This is a genomic window from Terrabacter sp. Root85 (genome assembly GCF_001429185.1).
Taxonomy (GTDB): domain Bacteria; phylum Actinomycetota; class Actinomycetes; order Actinomycetales; family Dermatophilaceae; genus Terrabacter.
Map to the genome: position 1 here is coordinate 712539 of NZ_LMIW01000001.1, position 17014 is coordinate 729552.

Consider the following 17014-nt stretch of genomic DNA (forward strand, 5'->3'; position numbering starts at 1 on the left):
GCGGTCAGATCCAGCTCGAACGCTCGCGCTCGGTCGGCGCGACGTCGGTGTTCCACTGCGTGAAGGGCGCCTCGAGCTTGAACCGGAAGTCCTTCTGGCGCAGCAGCACGACGGGCTGGGCGTTCTCGGGGTTGTCGAGCGACTCGAAGTAGTCGACGCTCCAGTGGAACCACCGCATGCAGAAGAGGCGCATCGTCAGGCCGTGCGTCACGATGACGACGTTGCGCGGCGCCGCCGGCGTCTCGAAGTTGCGGTGCATCGACTCGAGGAAGGTCGACACCCGGTCGTAGACGTCCGACCCGGACTCGCCGTTGCTGAACCGGTAGTAGAAGTGGCCGTAGCGGTCGCGCTCGGCCTTCTGCTCCGCGATGTCGACGGGGTCCTGGAAGTTGGCCCAGTCCTGCTCGCGCAGGCGCGGCTCGACCCGCACGTCCCGCTCCGCCACCGGCAGCGCGAGCGCCTCGAGGGTCTGCCGGGTGCGCACGTAGGGCGAGACGTAGGCCTCCACGGACTCCCCGTCGAGCACCTCCCGGATCGCGGCACCCGTGTCGCGGGCCTGCTCGAAACCCTTGGGCGTCAAGCTGATCCGGTGGTCGGGCACGCGCTCGTAGACAGTGTCGTCGAGGTTGCCCTCGGACTCGCCGTGCCGCACGAGGATGATCCGGTTCGGTCGGTGCTCGAGGCTCACCGCCTCAGACTACGGTCGCGACCGCGTGCCGCCCCGCGTGCCGCCCACGGAGCGACGAGCAGCACGAGCCAGGCGAAGCCGACGACGAAGCTCGCGACGAGGATGACGACCCCGGCCGACCCGCCGAGGACCCGCGGGCCGACAGCGAGCAGGACGGCATACGCCATGAGCGCCGTGACGACGACGGCCCTGCGACGAGTCGACCCCATGACTCCCCCTCGCTGCGATGCGCTGACCACCCCATCGCACCACCCGCACGTGAACGGGCGGTGCCGTCCGGGTGACACGTCCCGGTCCGGTTAGGGTGAGGCGATGCGACAGGTGGGCGACCTGCTGACCGGTGACAGCCCCTGGCTGCGCCGGGCCTCGCACGTGCTCAAGTGGCTCGCGGTCCTCGTGGCCTGCTACCTCGGTGGCGTGGCCGCGACCAACCTCGCGCCCACCGTCGCCGAGACCTCCCAGTACCGCGCGGTCCTGCGCCTCGACCCGGTGCCGCGTCACTCCCCCGTGCTCCACGCGCCGACGATCGTCGGTGACGTCGACGTCCAGTTCGCCTCTCCCATCGTCGCGCCCGGGCTCGACGTGCAGGTCGCGGTGCGCGAGGAGATCACCAACCTCTTCACCCGGCCCAACGTCGACATCAAGGCGCTGCAGCCCTCGCCCGACGAGATCTCGTCGGCGATCGCGCAGGCGGCCGTCGGCGTCGGCATCCGCTTCGTCCTCGGCGCGACGGCGATCGCGGTGCTTCTAGCCCTGGCCTCGCACTACATCAGGCAGCGCACCACCCGTCGCCACCACGTGCTCTTCGTCGCGTCCGCGATGGTCGTGGCGACCGCCGTGACCTTCGGCGGGATCGCCCTGACCTACCAGCCGGGCCGCTTCGCGGAGTACCGCACGAGCGGCGTCCTCGGCGTGGTGCAGCGCAACGCCGGCCTGCTCGCCGACGTCGAGGCGCGCGCCACCCAGGTGACGCCGTACTTCCGCAACCTCCTCGCGGTGACGCAGGCGCTCCAGCAGAAGTACGTCGCCGGCAACGTCAACGAGCCCGTCTCGGCGCGCTTCCTGCTCGTCTCCGACATCCACGGCGCGAACCAGTACGCCCTGATGCGCACGATCATCGCGGGGGAGGACATCGACGCCGTCATCGACAGCGGCGACCTCGTCAACTTCGGCCGGGTCCAGGAGGGCGACGCCGCCGGGCTCTACCGCTCGATCCAGTCCCTCGGCGTGCCCTACGTCTTCACCAGCGGCAACCACGACCAGTCCTCGGCGAGCGACCGGGCCGTCCTGGCTCGGCTCGCGCGCATCCCCAACGTCGTGCTCCTCGAGGACGCCGCCGGGTCGCTGCGCGAGGTGACCTTCCACGGGCTGCGCATCACCGGCTTCAACGACCCCCGCTACTTCGGCGACGACAACGCCGACCCGACGGCCAAGGCCAAGCCCGCGGCCGACCGCTACAACGCGGCCGTCGCCGGCCAGCCCGAGCCCGACCTCGTCGTGACGCACGAGCCGTATGCCGCCGAGCAGGTCGAGCGAGGACGCCTTCTCATCAACGGGCACATGCACACCCCCGCGATCGAGGGCAACCGGATCCAGGTCGGCACCTTCACCGGTGGCGGGGTCGTCTCGCACTACTCCGAGGGTCCGGGGCAGGAGCTCGACGGCCAGCCGTACTCCTTCGACATCGCGCAGTTCGGCACGTCGTGCGAGCTGACCTCGCTGACCCGCTACTCCTTCCGCAACCTGCTCGAGGGCCGGCCGGCCTACGACAGCGTGCAGGTCATCAGCGGAGCCCGCATCGACCCCTACCGGCCCGCCGCACCGACCGTCCAGCAGCCGGGTCAGGACCAGCCGGACCCGGCCAAGCGCATCTGCAGCCGCATCGACGAGACGACGGTGCGATCGCTGCCGCTCGCCCCGGACGACCCGACATCGTCGGGCACCACGACCCCTGCCGTGCCGTCCGGGCTGTCGGTCACCCCTTGAGGTCGGGGAACTGGTCGTCGCGCCACTCGTTCGCGGGCTGGTCGGCGCCGGTCGCCTCGAGGTCGGTCTCGCGGCCCCGCAGCTCGACCCGGCGGATCTTGCCCGAGATCGTCTTGGGCAGCTCGTAGAACTCGATCCGCCGGACCCGCTGCCACGGCGCGAGCTTCGCACGGGCGTGGGCGAGGATCGAGCGCGCCACGTCCTCACCGGGCTCGTGGCCCGGGGCGAGGGCGATGTAGGCCTTGGGCACGGCCAGTCGCACGGGGTCGGGCGCGGGCACGACGGCGGCCTCGGCGACGGCCGGGTGCTCGATGAGCACCGACTCGACCTCGAACGGGCTGATCTTGTAGTCGCTCGCCTTGAAGACGTCGTCGGTGCGTCCGACGAAGGAGATGTAGCCGTCGGCGTCGACCGACGCGACGTCGCCCGTGTGGTAGAAACCGCCGGCCATGGCGTCGGCGTTGCGCTGCTCGTCGCCCTGGTAGCCGGTCATGAGCGGGACGGGGTGCTGGGACAGGTCGAGACAGATCTCGCCCTCGCGGTTGCCGTCCGAGTCGGCCTCCGTGACAAGGACATTCGTGAGCGGGTCGACGACGACGACCGGACAGCCAGGGAGCGGCCGGCCCATCGAGCCCGGCTTGACGGTGGAGCCGGGGGTGTTGCCCACCGCTGCGGTCATCTCGGTCTGTCCGTAGCCGTCGCGGATCGTCAGGCCCCACGCCTTCTCGACCTGCGCGATGACCTCGGGGTTGAGCGGCTCGCCGGCGCCGATGACCTCGCGCAGCGACCCCGGGCCGCCAGTCAGGTCGCTCTTGATGAGCATCCGCCACACCGTCGGCGGCGCGCAGATCGAGGTGACCTCGTGCGTGCGCAGGACCCGCAGCAGTGCGGCCGGGTCGAACCGGCTGTAGTTGTAGACGAATGCCGTCGCCTCGGCCGCCCACGGCGCGAAGAACGACGACCATGCGTGCTTGGCCCAGCCGGGGCTGCTGATGTTGAGGTGCACGTCGCCGGGCTGCAGCCCGATCCAGTACATCGTCGACAGGTGCCCGACGGGGTAGGAGCGCTGGGTGTGCTCGACGAGCTTGGGCCGGCTCGTCGTGCCGGACGTGAAGTAGAGGAGCATCCGGTCGTCGGGCGCCGTGCCCGGGTGCTCGGTGGGCGGGACCTCGAGGTCGTAGGCCGCCTCGTGGCGTTCCCAGCCAGCCGTGGCGGTCCCGGCCGGATCGGCCCCACCGACGGCGACGCGCAGGTAGTCGCCCGGCACGTCGTCGAACTTGTGCACCTCGGACGCGTTGGTGATGACGGCGCGGGCCGCGCCGCGCTCCATCCGGTCGACGAGGTCGCCGGGGCCGACGGCGGTCGTCGTCGGCATGACGACGGCTCCGAGCTTGATGACGGCTAGCATCGACTCCCAGAGCTCGACCTGGTTGCCGAGCATGAGGATCACCGAGTCACCGCGGCGCACACCGAGGGCGGCGAGGTGCGCGGCCACCTGGTCGGAGCGGCGGGCCATCTCGTCCCAGGAGTACGACGCCGACGACTCGTCCTGCTCGACGATCGTCAGGCAGGCGCCGACGTTGCCCCGGGCGACGGCGTCGAACCAGTCGACGCCCCAGTTCCAGCGGTCTCCCACGTCGGGGAAGGTGAACTCGCGGACGGCTCTGGCGTGGTCGCCGCGCAGGGCGAGGAGCTCGTCACGGGCGGCCCGGTAGGTCGCGGTCACACCCGGTTCGTCGACAGTGGAGGTCATGACCCGACGATGCCACACGCGCCTGCCGTGCGGCAGGGGACGGCGACGGGCTCAGAGCGACTGGTCGCTGCTGTCACCGAGGTCGCGCGGGCGGCGGCGCTCCTCCGCGAGCTCGGGTCGGTCGGGCCGGTCGGACCGCTGGCGCGGGATCGCCGTCGTGTCCTCGCTGTAGTCGTCGTCGCCGGCCGCGAAGGCCGGGTCCGAGCCGGGAGCGTCGACCATGCCGCGGCCGTGGGTGCGGCGGCGCAGGTCGTCCTCGTCGATGAGGCGGTTGATGAGCTGCTGGACCTCGTTGCTGCGCGGGATGTTCGTGAGGTTCTCGTCGGGGCTGTCGCCGGCCGACTCGATGTGCAGCGAGCCCGCGCCGATGATCCGGTCGACCACGGTCTGCTGGAAGCTCACGTCGGTGATCTTCGAGAGCGTGATGTCCTTGCCGTTCTTCGTCAGGATGCCTCGGCGCACCATGACGCGGTGCGAGGTGATGACGTAGTGGGTGGTGCGCCAGCGCAGGTAGGGCACGAAGACCGCCGGGACGGCGACGAGGACGAACACCGCCACGGCGATCCACTGGATCCGGTTGCCGGTGTCGTCGTCGGGGGTGGCGCGGGCGACGGTGATGCAGGCCGCGGCCAGCAGCAGGCCGAAGATCGTGGGCACGACGACGGTGAGCCAGTGCGGGTGCAGGTCGCGCTCGACCTTCTCTCCCTTGGCGAGCACGTTCTCCGGGAACCCCACGGTCATCCTCCTGTCGTCAGGTCCGCTCGGACCACGCGTTGCCACTCAGCCTAGGCGGTCACGCCTCCCCGTCGGTCGGGTCGGACTCCGCGAGCAGCCGCAGGCCGTCGGCCCGGGCCCGGCGCGTGGTCTCACCGAGCCACTCGGTGCCGAGGTAGACGTGGTCGGGTCCGACGAGCCCGACGAGCCCCTCGGCCTCCATCTGGTGCAGCACCTGCCGGTTGTCGACGACGAGCTTGAGGACGCCACCGTGGGCCTGGAGCTCCCTCGCGTAGCCGCGGAGCACGTCGATGAGGGTCAGGCCGATCTGGTCGACGCCGCGGAGACGGAGCACCACGACGGCGTGCCGCGACCCGTCGTCGACGCGTGGTAGCAATGCGCGGAACGTCGGGGCGCTGGCGAAGAAGAGGGAGCCGTACGGCTGGAGCACGAGCACCTCGCCGCCCGGCACGGTGACCGGTGGCTCGCCCTGACGCACCCTCCCGTCTCCGTCGAGGTCGAGGCGCGTGACCCGCACCCGGTTGGACTGCTCGACGACATGGAGCACGATCGCGAGGGCGACCCCGACGAGCACGGCGTACTGCACCGGGATGAGGAGGGTCAGCACGAAGGTGAGCGCGAGGACGACGGTCTGGACGGTCCCCGTGCGCATCACCGACTGCACCCTCGCCGGCTTCACGGCGCCGGCTCCGACGACCATGAGCAGCGCCGCGATGGACGGCAGGGCGACGAGGGCCACGACGTCGGCGAGCACGAGCACGACGAGCGCCATGACGCCGCCGGCGAAGCCGAGCGAGAGGCGCGTCCGGGCGCCCGCGGTCGCGACGAGCGAGGACGCCGACATCGAGCCGCCGACCGGCATACCCCGGAAGAGACCGGAGACGATGTTGCCGACTCCCTGCCCGATGAAGTCGCGCGAGGCGACGGACGGGCGCCCGTCGGGGTTGGGCACCGCAGCCGACACCGCGGCGCCCTGGACGAGTCCGATGAAGGCCAGAGAGACCGCGGGCAGCGCGAGGTAGGGCACGTCGCCGAGCGACGGCAGCGCCGGCAGCGGCAGGGAGTGCGGGACCGCGGCGATGTCGCCCACGACCGCGACGTGCGCGTCGAAGAGCGACCCCAGCACGCCGGCGAGGAGCGAGCCGACGGCCATCGCCACCACGAGGCCGAGAGCGCCCAGGCGGGTGCGCTGGAGCCCGACGATGAGGACGAGGGTCACCGCCCCGACGAGCAGGGTCATGAGGTCGATCCGCGACGGATGGAGGACCAGGTCGAGGGTGCGCATGACCCGGTTGGCGCCGGACGTCTCGGCTCCCGTGAAGTCGCCGAGCTGGCCGAGCACGATGTTGACGCCGACGGCCGTGACGAAGCCGGTCATGACCGAGCTCGGCACGAACCGCAGCAGCACCCCTCCCCGCAGCAGGCCGGCCGCGATCATGACGCCGCCGGTCAGCGCGGCCAACGTCCAGAGCGCCCGCTCCGGGTCAGGTCGAGACCCCAGGTCGGCGTCGGCGACGACGAGTGACATGGCGCCCGTCGCCTGGACGGCCATGAGCGTGCTGCTCGTGAAGAGCGCCGCGCCGACCATGCCGTAGAGGTAGCCGTAGAGACCGGCGAGCGGGTTGACGCCCGCGAGGACGCCGCTCGCCAGACCGTCGGGGACGCTCTCGACACCGAGCACGACCCCCGCCTTGACGTCGGCGCCCCAGGGCCGGCTCCTCAGCCGAGCGAGGGCTCCCCGAGCCGCCCCGCCCGTCACGGTGCCGCCGGCGTCGTCACCGATGGCGGCGCCAACATCCGGATCAGCCGCCCAGGATGCGGGCCTTCTGCTGCGCCAGCTCCTCGTCGGTGAGGATGCCCTGCGCGTGCAGTGCCGCCAGGCGCTCGAGCGAGTCCAGCATGTCGTCGGCTGCGGGCGCGGCAGGCGGGGGCGGCGGGGGCGGGGGCGCCTGGGCAGCCATGTCCTGGGCCTCCTGCTGCTGCCGGTAGGCCTCGGCATCCGCGGCCTGCTGCGCCTTGGCCTGCTGGCCCTGGTGCACCTTGCCGCTCACAGCGGTGGCGGTGCCGGCGACGACGGCCGTACGGGCGGCCACCCCCAGCAGACCGGGCCGGCCCCTGCGTCCTCTCATGACCCCTCCTCGTTCGATGCGATCGCGCTGAGCGCCACCTCGATGTCCTCACGCGGCAGGCGTTCCATGACGAGCAGCTGCCCGTCCAGCTCGCGCACCTCGGCAGCGATCTCGGACGCCCACACGTTCTCCCAGGCGATGACGAGCACCGTCGTGCCAGGATCCATCTCGGCGGCGATGCTGAGGGCGTCCTCCTCGCCGACGAGGTCGGGCATGACGGTCGGGAAGCCGAGCAGCTCCTCGGCACCCTCGGGTGACTCGGCGTCGTACATCAGCACGCTGCCGTCGTCGTCCTTGCGGACGAGCAGCACGTCGAGCACGCGGACCGCGCCCTTGTCGACCGCTCGCGCCACCGCATCGCGTATGCCGCCCTGCCGCAGCTCTCCGCGGAAGCCGATGACCGCCAGGTCCACTGGCCCGATCGGCCCTGTCGTCGCAGTCGACATGGGACTCCTCCCGGTTCGTGGCGGAGTCGTGACCGGCACCGCTCGCCTTCATGCTCCGGTGCGCCCGCGCCGTGGGCATCACCCCGACGGGGTGACGCCCGCCGTGCGCGCCGGTGGTGACATGACAGGCATGAGCGGAACGGACGTGCCGAGGGCCGGAGATCCTGGGGATCCGGTCCCCGGGGCGCCGTCCGGGCTCGTTCCGGCGAGGCGAGCACGCCCCGCGATCCCGCGGGGCGTGCTCATCCTCGTGGCGCTGGCGGCCGGCTTCGTCGTCGCCTTCGGCATCCACCTCGTGTCGGGCATCCTCGGGCCGCTCTTCCTCGCCCTCGTCCTGACCATCGCGGCCTTCCCGGTGCGCAACGCCATGGTCCGGCGCGGCCTGCCCCACTGGTTGGGCACGCTCGCGGTCGTCTTCGTGATCTACCTCGGCATCGTGGGGCTCGCCCTGCTCGTCGTCGTGTCCGGCGCCGAGCTCGCAGGCCTCCTCCCCCAGTACGCCGACGACCTCGCGGCCCTCGTCGCCGACGTGACCGACTGGCTCGCCGCCCGTGGGGTCAAGCCCGAGCAGACGCAGGCGATCGCCTCGTCCTTCGACCTCGGGCGCGTCAGCGCGCTCATCACCTCGCTCCTCTCGGACATCTTGTCGCTCGTGACGAACCTCGTCTTCGTCCTCGCGCTCGTGCTCTTCTCCGCGATGGACGCCCGGGGCTTCTCCGAGACCCTCACGACCCTCCGCACCGAGCGCCCTGCGTTCGTGTCGGCGATGATGTCCTTCACGCACGGCACGCGCCGATACCTCGTGGTGGCAACGGTGTTCGGTGCCATCGTCGCCGTCTTCGACACCATGTTCCTGTGGCTCGTCGGGGTGCCGGGCGCGCTCCTCTGGGGCCTGCTTGCCTTCATCACGAACTACATCCCCAACATCGGCTTCGTCATCGGCCTCGTGCCACCGGCGATCCTCGCGCTGCTCGAGGGCGGGTGGAGCCTGTTCGCCCTCGTCGTCGTGGTCTACAGCGTCATCAACCTCATCATCCAGTCGGTCATCCAGCCGAAGATCGTCGGCGACGAGGTGGGCCTCTCAGCGGTCGTGACGGTCCTGTCGCTCGTCGTCTGGTCCGTGCTGCTCGGCGGCATCGGCGCCGTGCTCGCCATCCCGCTGACGCTGCTCGTCAAGGCCCTGCTCGTCGACGTCGACCCTCACGCGCAATGGCTCGGCAGCCTCCTCGGGGACCGTCGCGAGGCGCCGTCCTGACGAGCCGACCGGCCGGCTGCAGTTCGGCTCGCGGGTCGGGCACGGTGCCCCTACTGTCCGGTAGTGGGACGTGTGACGCAGGGCACAGCGTGGCCGGCGGGCGGCGCCCCGGCAGGTTGCAGTGCTCGGCGTCAGCAAGCCTTCCACCCACAAAGGAGTGTGTCGTGAAGAGCAGGTCCGTCATGTCATCCACCCGCCGGCGTGCCCTCGGGGCCGGTCTCTCCGCCCTCATCGGAGCCGGAGCCGCCCTCGCCCTCGGCGCCCCGGCCGTCGCCGCGGGCACGGGCTACGTCGCCCTCGGCGACTCCTACTCCTCGGGCACGGGGACCCGGACGTACATCAGCGACGGCACGTCGTGCCAGCGCTCCGTCTACGCCTACCCGTCGCTCGACGCCTCGGCCCTCGGGCTGGCACTGAGCTTCCGCGCGTGCTCCGGCGCGACGGTCGCCGACGTCACGAACACCCAGCTGTCCGCGCTGTCGAGCACGACGGCATACGTCACGATCTCGGTGGGCGGCAACGACGCCGGCTTCGCGAGCGTCCTGACGACGTGCGCGCAGCCGAGCTGGCTCAGCAACTGCAACGGCGCCATCGACGCGGCCCAGGGCACCATCACCAACACGATCCCGGGCCGGCTCGCGACGCTCTACTCCTCGATCCGCGCCAAGGCCCCGAACGCCCGCGTCATCGTCGTCGGATACCCGCGCATCTTCAACGGCGAGGACTGCAACGCGTTCACGTGGTTCTCCCCCACCGAGGAGTCGCGCCTCAACGCGACCGCCGACCTGCTCAACGCGAAGACGGCCACGGCCGCCTCGAACGCCGGCTTCACCTTCGTCAACCCGACCTCGAAGTTCGTCGGCCACGCCGTGTGCGACAACGTCGAGTGGCTCAACGGCCTGTCCAACCCGGTCGGCGAGAGCTACCACCCCAACATCGCCGGGCACCGTGACGGCTACGCGGTCGTCACCAAGCCCGCCTTCGGGCTCGCCCTCACACTCTCGGCGTCGCAGGCCGAGGCCAGGGCCGTCGCGTCCGCCGACGCGCTGGCCCGGGACGCGAGGAGGTATGCCGCCGTCGACCGCACGATCACACCGGAGCGTTTCGTCGCTCCCGACCTCACGACCCCCGCGGCCCGCGCCGCCGCCGCGCGCGCCGGGGTCGACCTGAGCAGCCGCGCCAGCATCGACGCCGCGGACCGGCTCTACTCGGCCCGTCAGGACGCCGCGAGGAGGTCCGTGGCTCCGCGGTGAGCCCGCGGTGAGCCCGCGGTGAAGAAGTGGTGAGGTCGTCGGGCGTCGCCCGGGCACGGCACCTAGTCTGACCGGGTGCGCTACGACGACATCATCATCGGGGCCGGTCACAACGGCCTCACGGCCGCCGCCTACCTGGCCCGCGCGGGAAGGACTGTCCTCCTCCTCGAGCGATCGGACCGGGTGGGCGGCGCTGCCGTGTCCGCCCGCGCCTTCGAGGGGGTCGACGCACGACTGTCGCGCTACTCCTACCTCGTCTCGCTGCTGCCACGTCAGGTGCTCACCGACCTCGACCTCGACCTGCGGCTCATCCGGAGGCGGTTCTCGTCCTACACGCCGGTCCCGTCGGACCCCGCCCGCGGCCTCCTCGTCGACCACGGTGACGCCGCGGCGACCCGAGCGGCCTTCCGCGCGCTGACCGGTGGCGACGACGCGTACGCCGGGTGGAGCGACTTCTACGGCCGGATGGCCGACGTCGCCGCGCGGGTCTTCCCGACGGTCCTCGAGCCGCTGCGCTCCCGCGACGACGTGCGCACGCTCTCCGGGGACGGCGACTTCTTCGACGCACTGACGACGCGGCCCATCGGCGAGCTCATCGAGTCGGTCACCGACGACGACACGCTCCGCGGCATCATCGCCACCGACGCCCTCATCGGCACGTTCGCCTCGCTCGGCGAGGGCGACCTGCGCCAGAACGTCTGCTTCCTCTACCACCTCATCGGCGGCGGCACCGGAGACTGGGACGTCCCCGTCGGGGGCATGGGCGCGCTCACGGACTCCCTTGCGGCAGCGGCGGTCTCGGCCGGCGCGACGATCGTCACGGGCGCCGAGGTCACGTCGGTCGACCCCTCGACGGGCGAGGTCGCCTGGTCCGGCGGGAGCGCCGGCACCGGCAGCGCCGTCGGCGGCACCCTCGTGGCCGGTTGCGCACCCACTGTCCTCAACCGCCTCCTCGCCGCTGCGGGTGCGGCACCGGTCGACACCGAGCCCGACGTCGAGGGCGCCCAGCTCAAGGTCAACATGCTGCTGACGCGCCTGCCGAGCCTGCGCGACGCCGCCGTCGATCCCGCCGCCGCGTTCGCCGGCACCTTCCACATCAACGAGGGCTACGGCCAGCTCGAGCAGACGTATGCCGTCGCGCGCGACGGGAGCATCCCCGACCTTCCCCCGTGCGAGATCTACTGCCACACCCTCTCGGACCGCTCGATCCTCGGAGCGGATCTCGCCGCCACGGACGCACAGACGCTGACCCTCTTCGGCCTGCACCTGCCGGCCCGGCTCTTCCGCGCCGACAACGAGACCGCGACGAAGGAGGCCCTGGCCGCCACCCTCCGCTCGCTCGACTCGGTGCTCGGCGAACCGATCGAGTCGGTCCTCGCCCGCGACGCCGACGGCAACCCCTGCATCGAGGTCAAGAGCCCCGTCGACCTCGAGCAGTCGGTCGGCCTGCCCGGCGGCAACATCTTCCACCGCTCGCTGCAGTGGCCCTGGGCCGAGCGGGACGTCGAGGTGGGCACGTGGGGCGTCGAGACGGCATACGACAACGTGCTGCTCGGCGGTGCGGGCGCCCGGCGGGGCGGCGGGGTCAGCGCGATCCCCGGCCACAACGCGGCGCGGGCGATCCTCGGCTGAGGGCTAGGCGGGCCAGACGCCCGAGCTGCCGCGCCGGTGGCTGCCCATGAGATGGGTGTCGACGATGCCGACGGCCTCCATCAAGGCATACATGGTCGTCGGTCCGACGAACGCGAAACCCTTCTTGCGCAAGGCTTTTGAGAGCGCCTTGCTCTCGTCGGACACGGTCGGCACGTCGGAGTGGTCCTCCGGGCGCGGGGTGTCGGGCGGCTGGAAACCCCATACGAAGTCGACGAGGCCGCCCTCGTCGCGCAGCGCGATGGTGGCCCGGGCGTTGGTGATCGTCGCCTGGATCTTGCCGCGGTGGCGGATGATGCCGGCGTCACCGAGCAGCCGCTCGACGTCGGCGTCGGTGTAGGTCGCCACGACGTCGGGGTCGAAGTCGGAGAAGGCCGCCCGGAAGTTCGGGCGCTTGCGCAGGATCGTCGCCCACGACAGGCCGGCCTGGAAGCCCTCGAGGCAGATCCGCTCGTAGAGGCCTCGCTCGTCACGGATCGGCACCCCCCACTCGGTGTCGTAGTAGTCCATGAGGAGCGGGTCGACCGACGCCCACGTGGGGCGGGCGAGCCCGTCAGCGCCAACGACCGTCATGCCGCGACCCTAGGACAGCGCCCGGCGCATGACGACGCGGGGGAAGCCCCCGGACACGGAGTCGGTGTCGGCCGCCTTGGCGAAGCCGGCTCGCTCGAAGAGCACGCGCGTGCCGACGTAGGCCATCGTGAGGTCGACCTTCTGGCCGCGGTTGTCGACGGGGTAGCCCTCGACGGCGGGCGCGCCCTGGTCGCGGGCGTAGCCGACGGCGCCCTCGAGGAGCGGTTGGGCGATGCCCTGGCCGCGGTGACCGGGGCGGACCCGGATGCACCAGATCGACCACACGGCGACGTCGTCGACGTGCGGGATCTTCGCCGACCGCGCGAAGGGCAGCTCGGACCGGGGCGCCACGGCGGCCCAGCCGACGACCTCGGCGCCGTCGTAGGCCAGCACTCCCGGCGCGACGGCGCGGCGCGTCAGGTCGCGGACGAACTCGCCGCGCTCAGGACCGACGAGCGCCCTGTTGGTCCTCGAGTCGAGCCGGTGGCTCAGGCACCAGCACACGGTCGAGGCCGGGCTCCTCGGGCCGAGCATCGTCGCGACGTCGTCGAACCGCGCGAGCGTCGCGGGGCGCACCTCGAAGGTCATGGCGCCAACGCTAGCCAGAGGCGGTGACGGTGGCCGGTCCACCGCGCGGGCATGATGGGCCCGTGACGCCGGACCCGCATGCCGGACTCGACCTCGAGTCGCTCGACCTGCGCGAACCACCCCGGAGGACGAGGTCACGGCCGCGGCGGCCCGGGTGTTCAAGGCCGCCTGGGACGCCGTGAAGGAGGTCACCGAGTACACCGACTGGCGCGCGCAGCACCGGGAGCGCCACGGCTGACATCGTCGTCGCGCGGTTGATATGTCCGATTTGTCGACCGGCGGCTGCCGACCTCCGTACCGTGGCCGGACGGCATACGCCCGCAGTCATCTCGGAGGACCCATGCAGCCCAACGGCACTTCCACCCGCACCCGCGTCGGCCTCGTCATCGCCGCCTCGGCCGCGCTCGCGGCCACGCCGGCGATCGGCTCGTCGCGGCCGGCCGAGGCGGCCACGGTGAGCGTCCAGAACCAGGTCATCCAGCTCGTCAACGTGCAGCGGGCCAAGGTCGGGTGCCGCGCCCTCGTGCTCGACGCGCGCCTCTCACGAGCGGCGCGGGCGCACTCGATCGACATGGCGAAGCGCCGCTACTTCTCGCACACGAGCCTCGACGGCCGCACTTTCGCGCAGCGCATCCGGGCGCAGGGCTACACCGGCTCGCTCATCGGCGAGAACATCGCGGCCGGGTACCCCACACCCAAGGCCGTCATGGACGCGTGGATGAAGAGCCCGGGACACAAGGCCAACATCCTCAGCTGCCGCTACAAGGCCATCGGCGTCGGCTCGGCGGTCGGCGGGCCCTACCGCTACTACTGGACGCAGGACTTCGGCGGCTGAGGCCGAAGCACCTCAGTCGTCGAAGACGTGCCAGCAGATGGCACTGCGGCGACGCTGGTCGTCGAGCACGAGCTCACGGATGGCGCATGCCGCCGCGCCCAGCTCGTGCGCGGGCGACCTCCATGGCGTCCTGCGGACGGGTGTCGTCCGGGTGCGCGGACTCGAAGAGCGGCAGCACGTGCGTGGCACACCCGAGGGCCCACTCGGCGAGGAGCCGGTGGTGCTCGTCCGTCAGCGTGCCTCCGCGCCGGATCGTGATGACCGCGGGTCACGCTCGGTCGGCAGGATCGGCACGCTTCGTTCCTACCATGCAGAGGGCCGTGGTTGTTGATTACCCTTGCGGGTACATACCAGGTTGGGTACATTCACTACATGGACGCGGTACTGCAGGCCTTGAGCGACCCGAGCCGACGCACGGTGCTCGAGATCCTGCGCAACCACGAGGCGACCGCCGGCGAGCTCGCCGACGCCCTGCCGATCGCCCGGCCGGGCGTGTCCCGGCACCTGCGGGTGCTCCGCGAGGCCGGGCTCGTCGACGTGCGCCAGGAGGCGCAGCGCAGGATCTACACCCTGCGCCCCGAGGCGCTCGTCGAGGTCGACGAGTGGCTGGACGGCTACCGCGCCCTGTGGCAGAACCGGCTCGATGCCCTGCACACGGAGATCGCACGAGGAAAGAAGGCACGGAAGTGAAGATCACCGGCACGATGCGCGCCCTCGACGACACCCGCGGAGCAGTCCGCGTGGAGGACGTCTACGACACGGACATCAACGACCTCTGGGAGGCGTGCACGAACCCCGAGCGGCTGGCCCGATGGATCGCCGAGGTGTCCGGGGACCTCCGCGTGGGCGGGACGGTGCACGCCGTCTTCACGAGCACGTGGACCGGACCGGCGACGGTCGAGGTCTGCGAGGCACCGCACCACCTGCTGCTGACGACCGAGCCCGGCACCGACGACGAGAGCCAGATCGAGGCCTGGCTCACCGTCGAGGGGGCGCAGACCCGACTCGTCGTCGAGGAGCGCGGCCTGCCGGTCGGGCAGCTGCACTTCTACGGAGCCGGCTGGCAGGTGCACCTCGAGGACCTCGGGCGTTCACTGGTCAGCGGCGGCTCGGCCCACGCCGGTGGCTGGTCGCAGGAGGTGCCCGCACCGGCCTGGAAGGAGCGCTGGACGGCGCTGACCCCCGCCTACGAGAACCTGTCGGACCGCTGATGTCCGGCACGATCAGGTTCGACGGGACCACGGTCAACGCTCCCGACGCGCTCGCGCTGGCGACGTTCTACGCCGAGATCACCGAGGGCGTCGCGAAGGGCTCGGCGCACTGGGCTGCGGTCAGCACCGGTGGTGCGCTCATCGCCTTCCAGCAGGTCGAGGACTTCGCGCCACCGACCTGGCCGGGCGGGTCCGCGCCGATGCAGCTGCACCTCGACTTCTTCGTCGACGACCTCGCGGCGAGCGGGGCACGCGCGACCGCGGCCGGGGCCCGACTCCTCGAGGTCCAGCCCAACGACCACTGCCGCGTCTATGCCGACCCGGCCGGCCACCCGTTCTGCCTGTCGACATGGGAGGGACAGCAGCTCTTCGACAGGTGATCCGCGTCAGGTCGGGGTGAAGTCGACGAGGTGCAGGTGCAGGGTGCCACCGGAGGGGGCGGGGTAGCGCCGCCCGAGTCGGGTTGGTGGTCTGCGACGGTCCGGCTGGTCCGGCTGGTCCGACCCGTCCGGTTGGTTCGGGTCGGGGGCCACGGCGAGGCGGGGCGGCGCGTGGGGTGGGGGTGGTTGCTGGGGTGGGCCGATGAGCAGGCCGGTGTCGGTGTGGAAGGTGAGCCCGTCGGGGCGGGTGGGGTCGCCGGTGAGGGTGAACTCGCCGCGGTGGTGTCCGTCGTGGTGGAAGGTGCACAGGGCGAGCAGGTTGGTGGTGTCGGTGGGGCCGCCGTCGCGCCAGTGGGTCAGGTGGTGGATCTCGAGGTGGTGGGTGGAGGCGCAGCCGGGGAAGCGGCCGCCACGGTCGCGGTCCAGGACCAGGATGCGGGTGCGGTGTGGGACGACGCGGTGGGCGCGGCCGACGTTGACGGGGTGCCCTTGCGTCTCCCAGACCGGGGTCAGGGTGCCGTCGCAGGTGAGCTGGTTGGTGATGTGCTGGGGCAGGCGGGGGCGGCCGGTGAGCCAGCCACCGTCGGTGTCGAGGTGGACCTGCACCCGGTAGCGCGCCCGCCGGGCTGCACCACCAGCCCTGTCACTGCCTGCGGCGTCGAGGGAGCGGGTGGCGAGCACGAGCAGGGCGTCGGCCCACGTGACGCGGGGCCGGCCGCCGTCGATCTCGGTCCAGGTCGGGTGCAGGACGTCCCCGTTGAGGGCCTGCTTCTGCTCGTGGCTCACGCTGCCGTCAGCGTCGTGGTCGCTCTCGGGGGTGACGGTGTGGAAGAGGTGGTCCTTGGCCTCGGCCAACGCTGACTCGACGAGGGCACCGACCTCGGCCGGGGCGTCGTAGCGCAGCCGGAACCGGCCGTCGACGTCGAGGCCCATGCTCAGGTGCGCCGGCTCGACCGGCATCCGCTTCCGTGACCCACCGCGTCCGTCCTCCCCGCCGCTCTCGTCACCGGGCGGCATCTCGCCGGGCAGGCCCCGGCCGCGGTCGTCGACGCTGTCGGGCTGCAGGGTGAAGTCGTAGCGGGTCACCGAACGCTGCAGCTGGGTCACCGTCGCGTGCTGGGCGAACTGCGCGACCGTGGGGTCGAACGCGGCCGGGGTGTGCCGGGCCACGACCGCCGCCTGGTCCAGGCTGATCCGCCCCTCCCGCAACGCGGCAACGGTCGCGGGCAGCTCCCCCGCCCGGCGGGCCAGCAGCACCACCGCACCGGCCTGACCCCGGGACAGCCCCGCCCGGAGCATCAGCCAGTGCTCGGGCGAGCGCAGCCCCGCGGCCTGCCACGACCCGTCGGCCAGGACCGCGACGACGAAGTCGACGAGCCGGGCGTGCGCGTCGTGCAGGTCGGCGGCCAGGGACGCGACGTGGTCCCAGTCCTGCTCGTACTGGTGTTCGAATGACCAGACAAGAGTTGTCCACACGAAAACGTTTGTCCCGCAATGGTTTACGTCTCATTGGGACGCGCCGGACGGCATAC

The 17014-nt window shown here is 71.8% G+C and carries 19 protein-coding genes; 8 read left to right on the forward strand and 11 right to left on the reverse strand.

Going from position 1 to position 17014, the window contains the following annotated elements:
- Positions 1-4: 4 nt before the first annotated feature.
- Complete coding sequence (locus ASE25_RS03400) at positions 5-688, reverse strand: histidine phosphatase family protein (RefSeq protein WP_056772258.1); 684 nt, start codon at positions 686-688, stop codon at positions 5-7.
- On the reverse strand, positions 685-897 hold the full coding sequence (locus ASE25_RS03405) for a hypothetical protein (RefSeq protein ID WP_056822709.1): 213 nt from the start codon (positions 895-897) through the stop codon (positions 685-687). The genes ASE25_RS03400 and ASE25_RS03405 overlap by 4 nt, the downstream gene beginning before the upstream one ends.
- A gap of 103 nt (positions 898-1000) precedes the next feature.
- On the opposite strand from ASE25_RS03405, the gene ASE25_RS03410 reads away from it, so the two are divergent.
- The gene (locus tag ASE25_RS03410; RefSeq protein ID WP_235508518.1) at positions 1001-2674 is read left to right on the forward strand and encodes a metallophosphoesterase; all 1674 of its coding nucleotides are present in this window, start codon (positions 1001-1003) and stop codon (positions 2672-2674) included.
- On the opposite strand, the gene ASE25_RS03415 is transcribed toward ASE25_RS03410, so the two are convergent.
- The 5 genes from ASE25_RS03415 to ASE25_RS03435 are packed head-to-tail and all read right to left on the reverse strand — an operon-like array spanning position 2664 to position 7737.
- Positions 2664-4427: an AMP-binding protein gene (locus ASE25_RS03415; protein ID WP_056822714.1), complete on the reverse strand. Its 1764-nt coding sequence runs from the start codon at positions 4425-4427 to the stop codon at positions 2664-2666. The two genes, ASE25_RS03410 and ASE25_RS03415, sit on opposite strands and share 11 nt — an antisense overlap.
- Before the next feature lie 51 nt (positions 4428-4478).
- Positions 4479-5168, reverse strand: a complete 690-nt coding sequence (locus ASE25_RS03420) for a PH domain-containing protein (RefSeq protein WP_056822717.1) — start codon at positions 5166-5168, stop codon at positions 4479-4481.
- A 52-nt stretch (positions 5169-5220) separates the two neighbouring features.
- Positions 5221-6921 carry a SulP family inorganic anion transporter gene (locus ASE25_RS03425; RefSeq protein ID WP_056822718.1) on the reverse strand — a complete coding sequence of 567 codons (1701 nt, stop codon included), beginning with the start codon at positions 6919-6921 and terminating at the stop codon, positions 5221-5223.
- 43 nt (positions 6922-6964) lie between these two features.
- Positions 6965-7291, reverse strand: coding sequence for an SHOCT domain-containing protein (locus tag ASE25_RS03430; RefSeq protein WP_056822720.1), 327 nt, complete (start codon positions 7289-7291; stop codon positions 6965-6967).
- Positions 7288-7737: a DUF6325 family protein gene (locus tag ASE25_RS03435; protein ID WP_157623302.1), complete on the reverse strand. Its 450-nt coding sequence runs from the start codon at positions 7735-7737 to the stop codon at positions 7288-7290. Before ASE25_RS03435 ends, ASE25_RS03430 begins: the two co-directional genes overlap by 4 nt.
- Positions 7738-7975: 238 nt before the next feature.
- On the opposite strand from ASE25_RS03435, the gene ASE25_RS03440 reads away from it, so the two are divergent.
- The 3 genes from ASE25_RS03440 (at position 7976) to ASE25_RS03450 (ending at position 11877) form a co-directional block, all read left to right on the forward strand.
- Complete coding sequence (locus tag ASE25_RS03440; protein ID WP_235508520.1) at positions 7976-8992, forward strand: AI-2E family transporter; 1017 nt, start codon at positions 7976-7978, stop codon at positions 8990-8992.
- Between the two features lie 164 nt (positions 8993-9156).
- Positions 9157-10245 carry an SGNH/GDSL hydrolase family protein gene (locus ASE25_RS03445; RefSeq protein WP_082622663.1) on the forward strand — a complete coding sequence of 363 codons (1089 nt, stop codon included), beginning with the start codon at positions 9157-9159 and terminating at the stop codon, positions 10243-10245.
- A gap of 75 nt (positions 10246-10320) precedes the next feature.
- Positions 10321-11877, forward strand: coding sequence for an NAD(P)/FAD-dependent oxidoreductase (locus ASE25_RS03450; RefSeq protein ID WP_056822726.1), 1557 nt, complete (start codon positions 10321-10323; stop codon positions 11875-11877).
- Between the two features lie 3 nt (positions 11878-11880).
- Here ASE25_RS03450 and ASE25_RS03455 read toward each other — a convergent pair whose 3' ends face one another.
- Positions 11881-12468, reverse strand: a complete 588-nt coding sequence (locus ASE25_RS03455) for a DNA-3-methyladenine glycosylase I (protein WP_056822730.1) — start codon at positions 12466-12468, stop codon at positions 11881-11883.
- Positions 12469-12477: 9 nt separating this feature from the next.
- Entirely contained in the window at positions 12478-13056 is a 579-nt protein-coding gene (locus ASE25_RS03460; protein ID WP_056822734.1) for a GNAT family N-acetyltransferase, read from the reverse strand.
- A gap of 340 nt (positions 13057-13396) precedes the next feature.
- Between ASE25_RS03460 and ASE25_RS03465 the strand changes: the two genes are divergently transcribed.
- Positions 13397-13891, forward strand: a complete 495-nt coding sequence (locus ASE25_RS03465) for a CAP domain-containing protein (protein WP_056822736.1) — start codon at positions 13397-13399, stop codon at positions 13889-13891.
- 73 nt (positions 13892-13964) lie between these two features.
- On the opposite strand, the gene ASE25_RS23740 is transcribed toward ASE25_RS03465, so the two are convergent.
- Entirely contained in the window at positions 13965-14069 is a 105-nt protein-coding gene (locus tag ASE25_RS23740; protein ID WP_369793453.1) for a hypothetical protein, read from the reverse strand.
- Between the two features lie 194 nt (positions 14070-14263).
- Here ASE25_RS23740 and ASE25_RS03470 point away from each other — a divergent pair, with 194 nt between their 5' ends.
- From ASE25_RS03470 to ASE25_RS03480, 3 genes are read left to right on the forward strand one after another with little or no spacing between them, the layout of a single operon-like run.
- Positions 14264-14581 (forward strand): helix-turn-helix transcriptional regulator, encoded by a 318-nt coding sequence (locus ASE25_RS03470; protein ID WP_056822740.1) that lies wholly within the window; start codon positions 14264-14266, stop codon positions 14579-14581.
- A complete protein-coding gene (locus ASE25_RS03475) occupies positions 14578-15102 on the forward strand; it encodes an SRPBCC domain-containing protein (protein WP_056822743.1) in 525 nt (174 codons plus the stop codon). Before ASE25_RS03470 ends, ASE25_RS03475 begins: the two co-directional genes overlap by 4 nt.
- A complete protein-coding gene (locus ASE25_RS03480) occupies positions 15102-15482 on the forward strand; it encodes a VOC family protein (RefSeq protein ID WP_056822747.1) in 381 nt (126 codons plus the stop codon). The genes ASE25_RS03475 and ASE25_RS03480 overlap by 1 nt, the downstream gene beginning before the upstream one ends.
- Positions 15483-15488: 6 nt before the next feature.
- Here ASE25_RS03480 and ASE25_RS03485 read toward each other — a convergent pair whose 3' ends face one another.
- A complete protein-coding gene (locus tag ASE25_RS03485; protein WP_056822749.1) occupies positions 15489-16958 on the reverse strand; it encodes an HNH endonuclease signature motif containing protein in 1470 nt (489 codons plus the stop codon).
- Positions 16959-17014: the final 56 nt, after the last annotated feature.

What these genes read in the sequence shown, in the direction of transcription:
- ASE25_RS03405 (WP_056822709.1), bottom strand. Translation starts at nt 897, where the DNA reads ATGGGGTCGACTCGTCGCAGGGCCGTCGTCGTCACGGCGCTCATGGCG.
- ASE25_RS03410 (WP_235508518.1), top strand. Translation starts at nt 1,001, where the DNA reads ATGCGACAGGTGGGCGACCTGCTGACCGGTGACAGCCCCTGGCTGCGC.
- ASE25_RS03415 (WP_056822714.1), bottom strand. Translation starts at nt 4,427, where the DNA reads ATGACCTCCACTGTCGACGAACCGGGTGTGACCGCGACCTACCGGGCC.
- ASE25_RS03420 (WP_056822717.1), bottom strand. Translation starts at nt 5,168, where the DNA reads ATGACCGTGGGGTTCCCGGAGAACGTGCTCGCCAAGGGAGAGAAGGTC.
- ASE25_RS03430 (WP_056822720.1), bottom strand. Translation starts at nt 7,291, where the DNA reads ATGAGAGGACGCAGGGGCCGGCCCGGTCTGCTGGGGGTGGCCGCCCGT.
- ASE25_RS03435 (WP_157623302.1), bottom strand. Translation starts at nt 7,737, where the DNA reads ATGTCGACTGCGACGACAGGGCCGATCGGGCCAGTGGACCTGGCGGTC.
- ASE25_RS03455 (WP_056822730.1), bottom strand. Translation starts at nt 12,468, where the DNA reads ATGACGGTCGTTGGCGCTGACGGGCTCGCCCGCCCCACGTGGGCGTCG.
- ASE25_RS03460 (WP_056822734.1), bottom strand. Translation starts at nt 13,056, where the DNA reads ATGACCTTCGAGGTGCGCCCCGCGACGCTCGCGCGGTTCGACGACGTC.
- ASE25_RS03465 (WP_056822736.1), top strand. Translation starts at nt 13,397, where the DNA reads ATGCAGCCCAACGGCACTTCCACCCGCACCCGCGTCGGCCTCGTCATC.
- ASE25_RS03470 (WP_056822740.1), top strand. Translation starts at nt 14,264, where the DNA reads ATGGACGCGGTACTGCAGGCCTTGAGCGACCCGAGCCGACGCACGGTG.
- ASE25_RS03480 (WP_056822747.1), top strand. Translation starts at nt 15,102, where the DNA reads ATGTCCGGCACGATCAGGTTCGACGGGACCACGGTCAACGCTCCCGAC.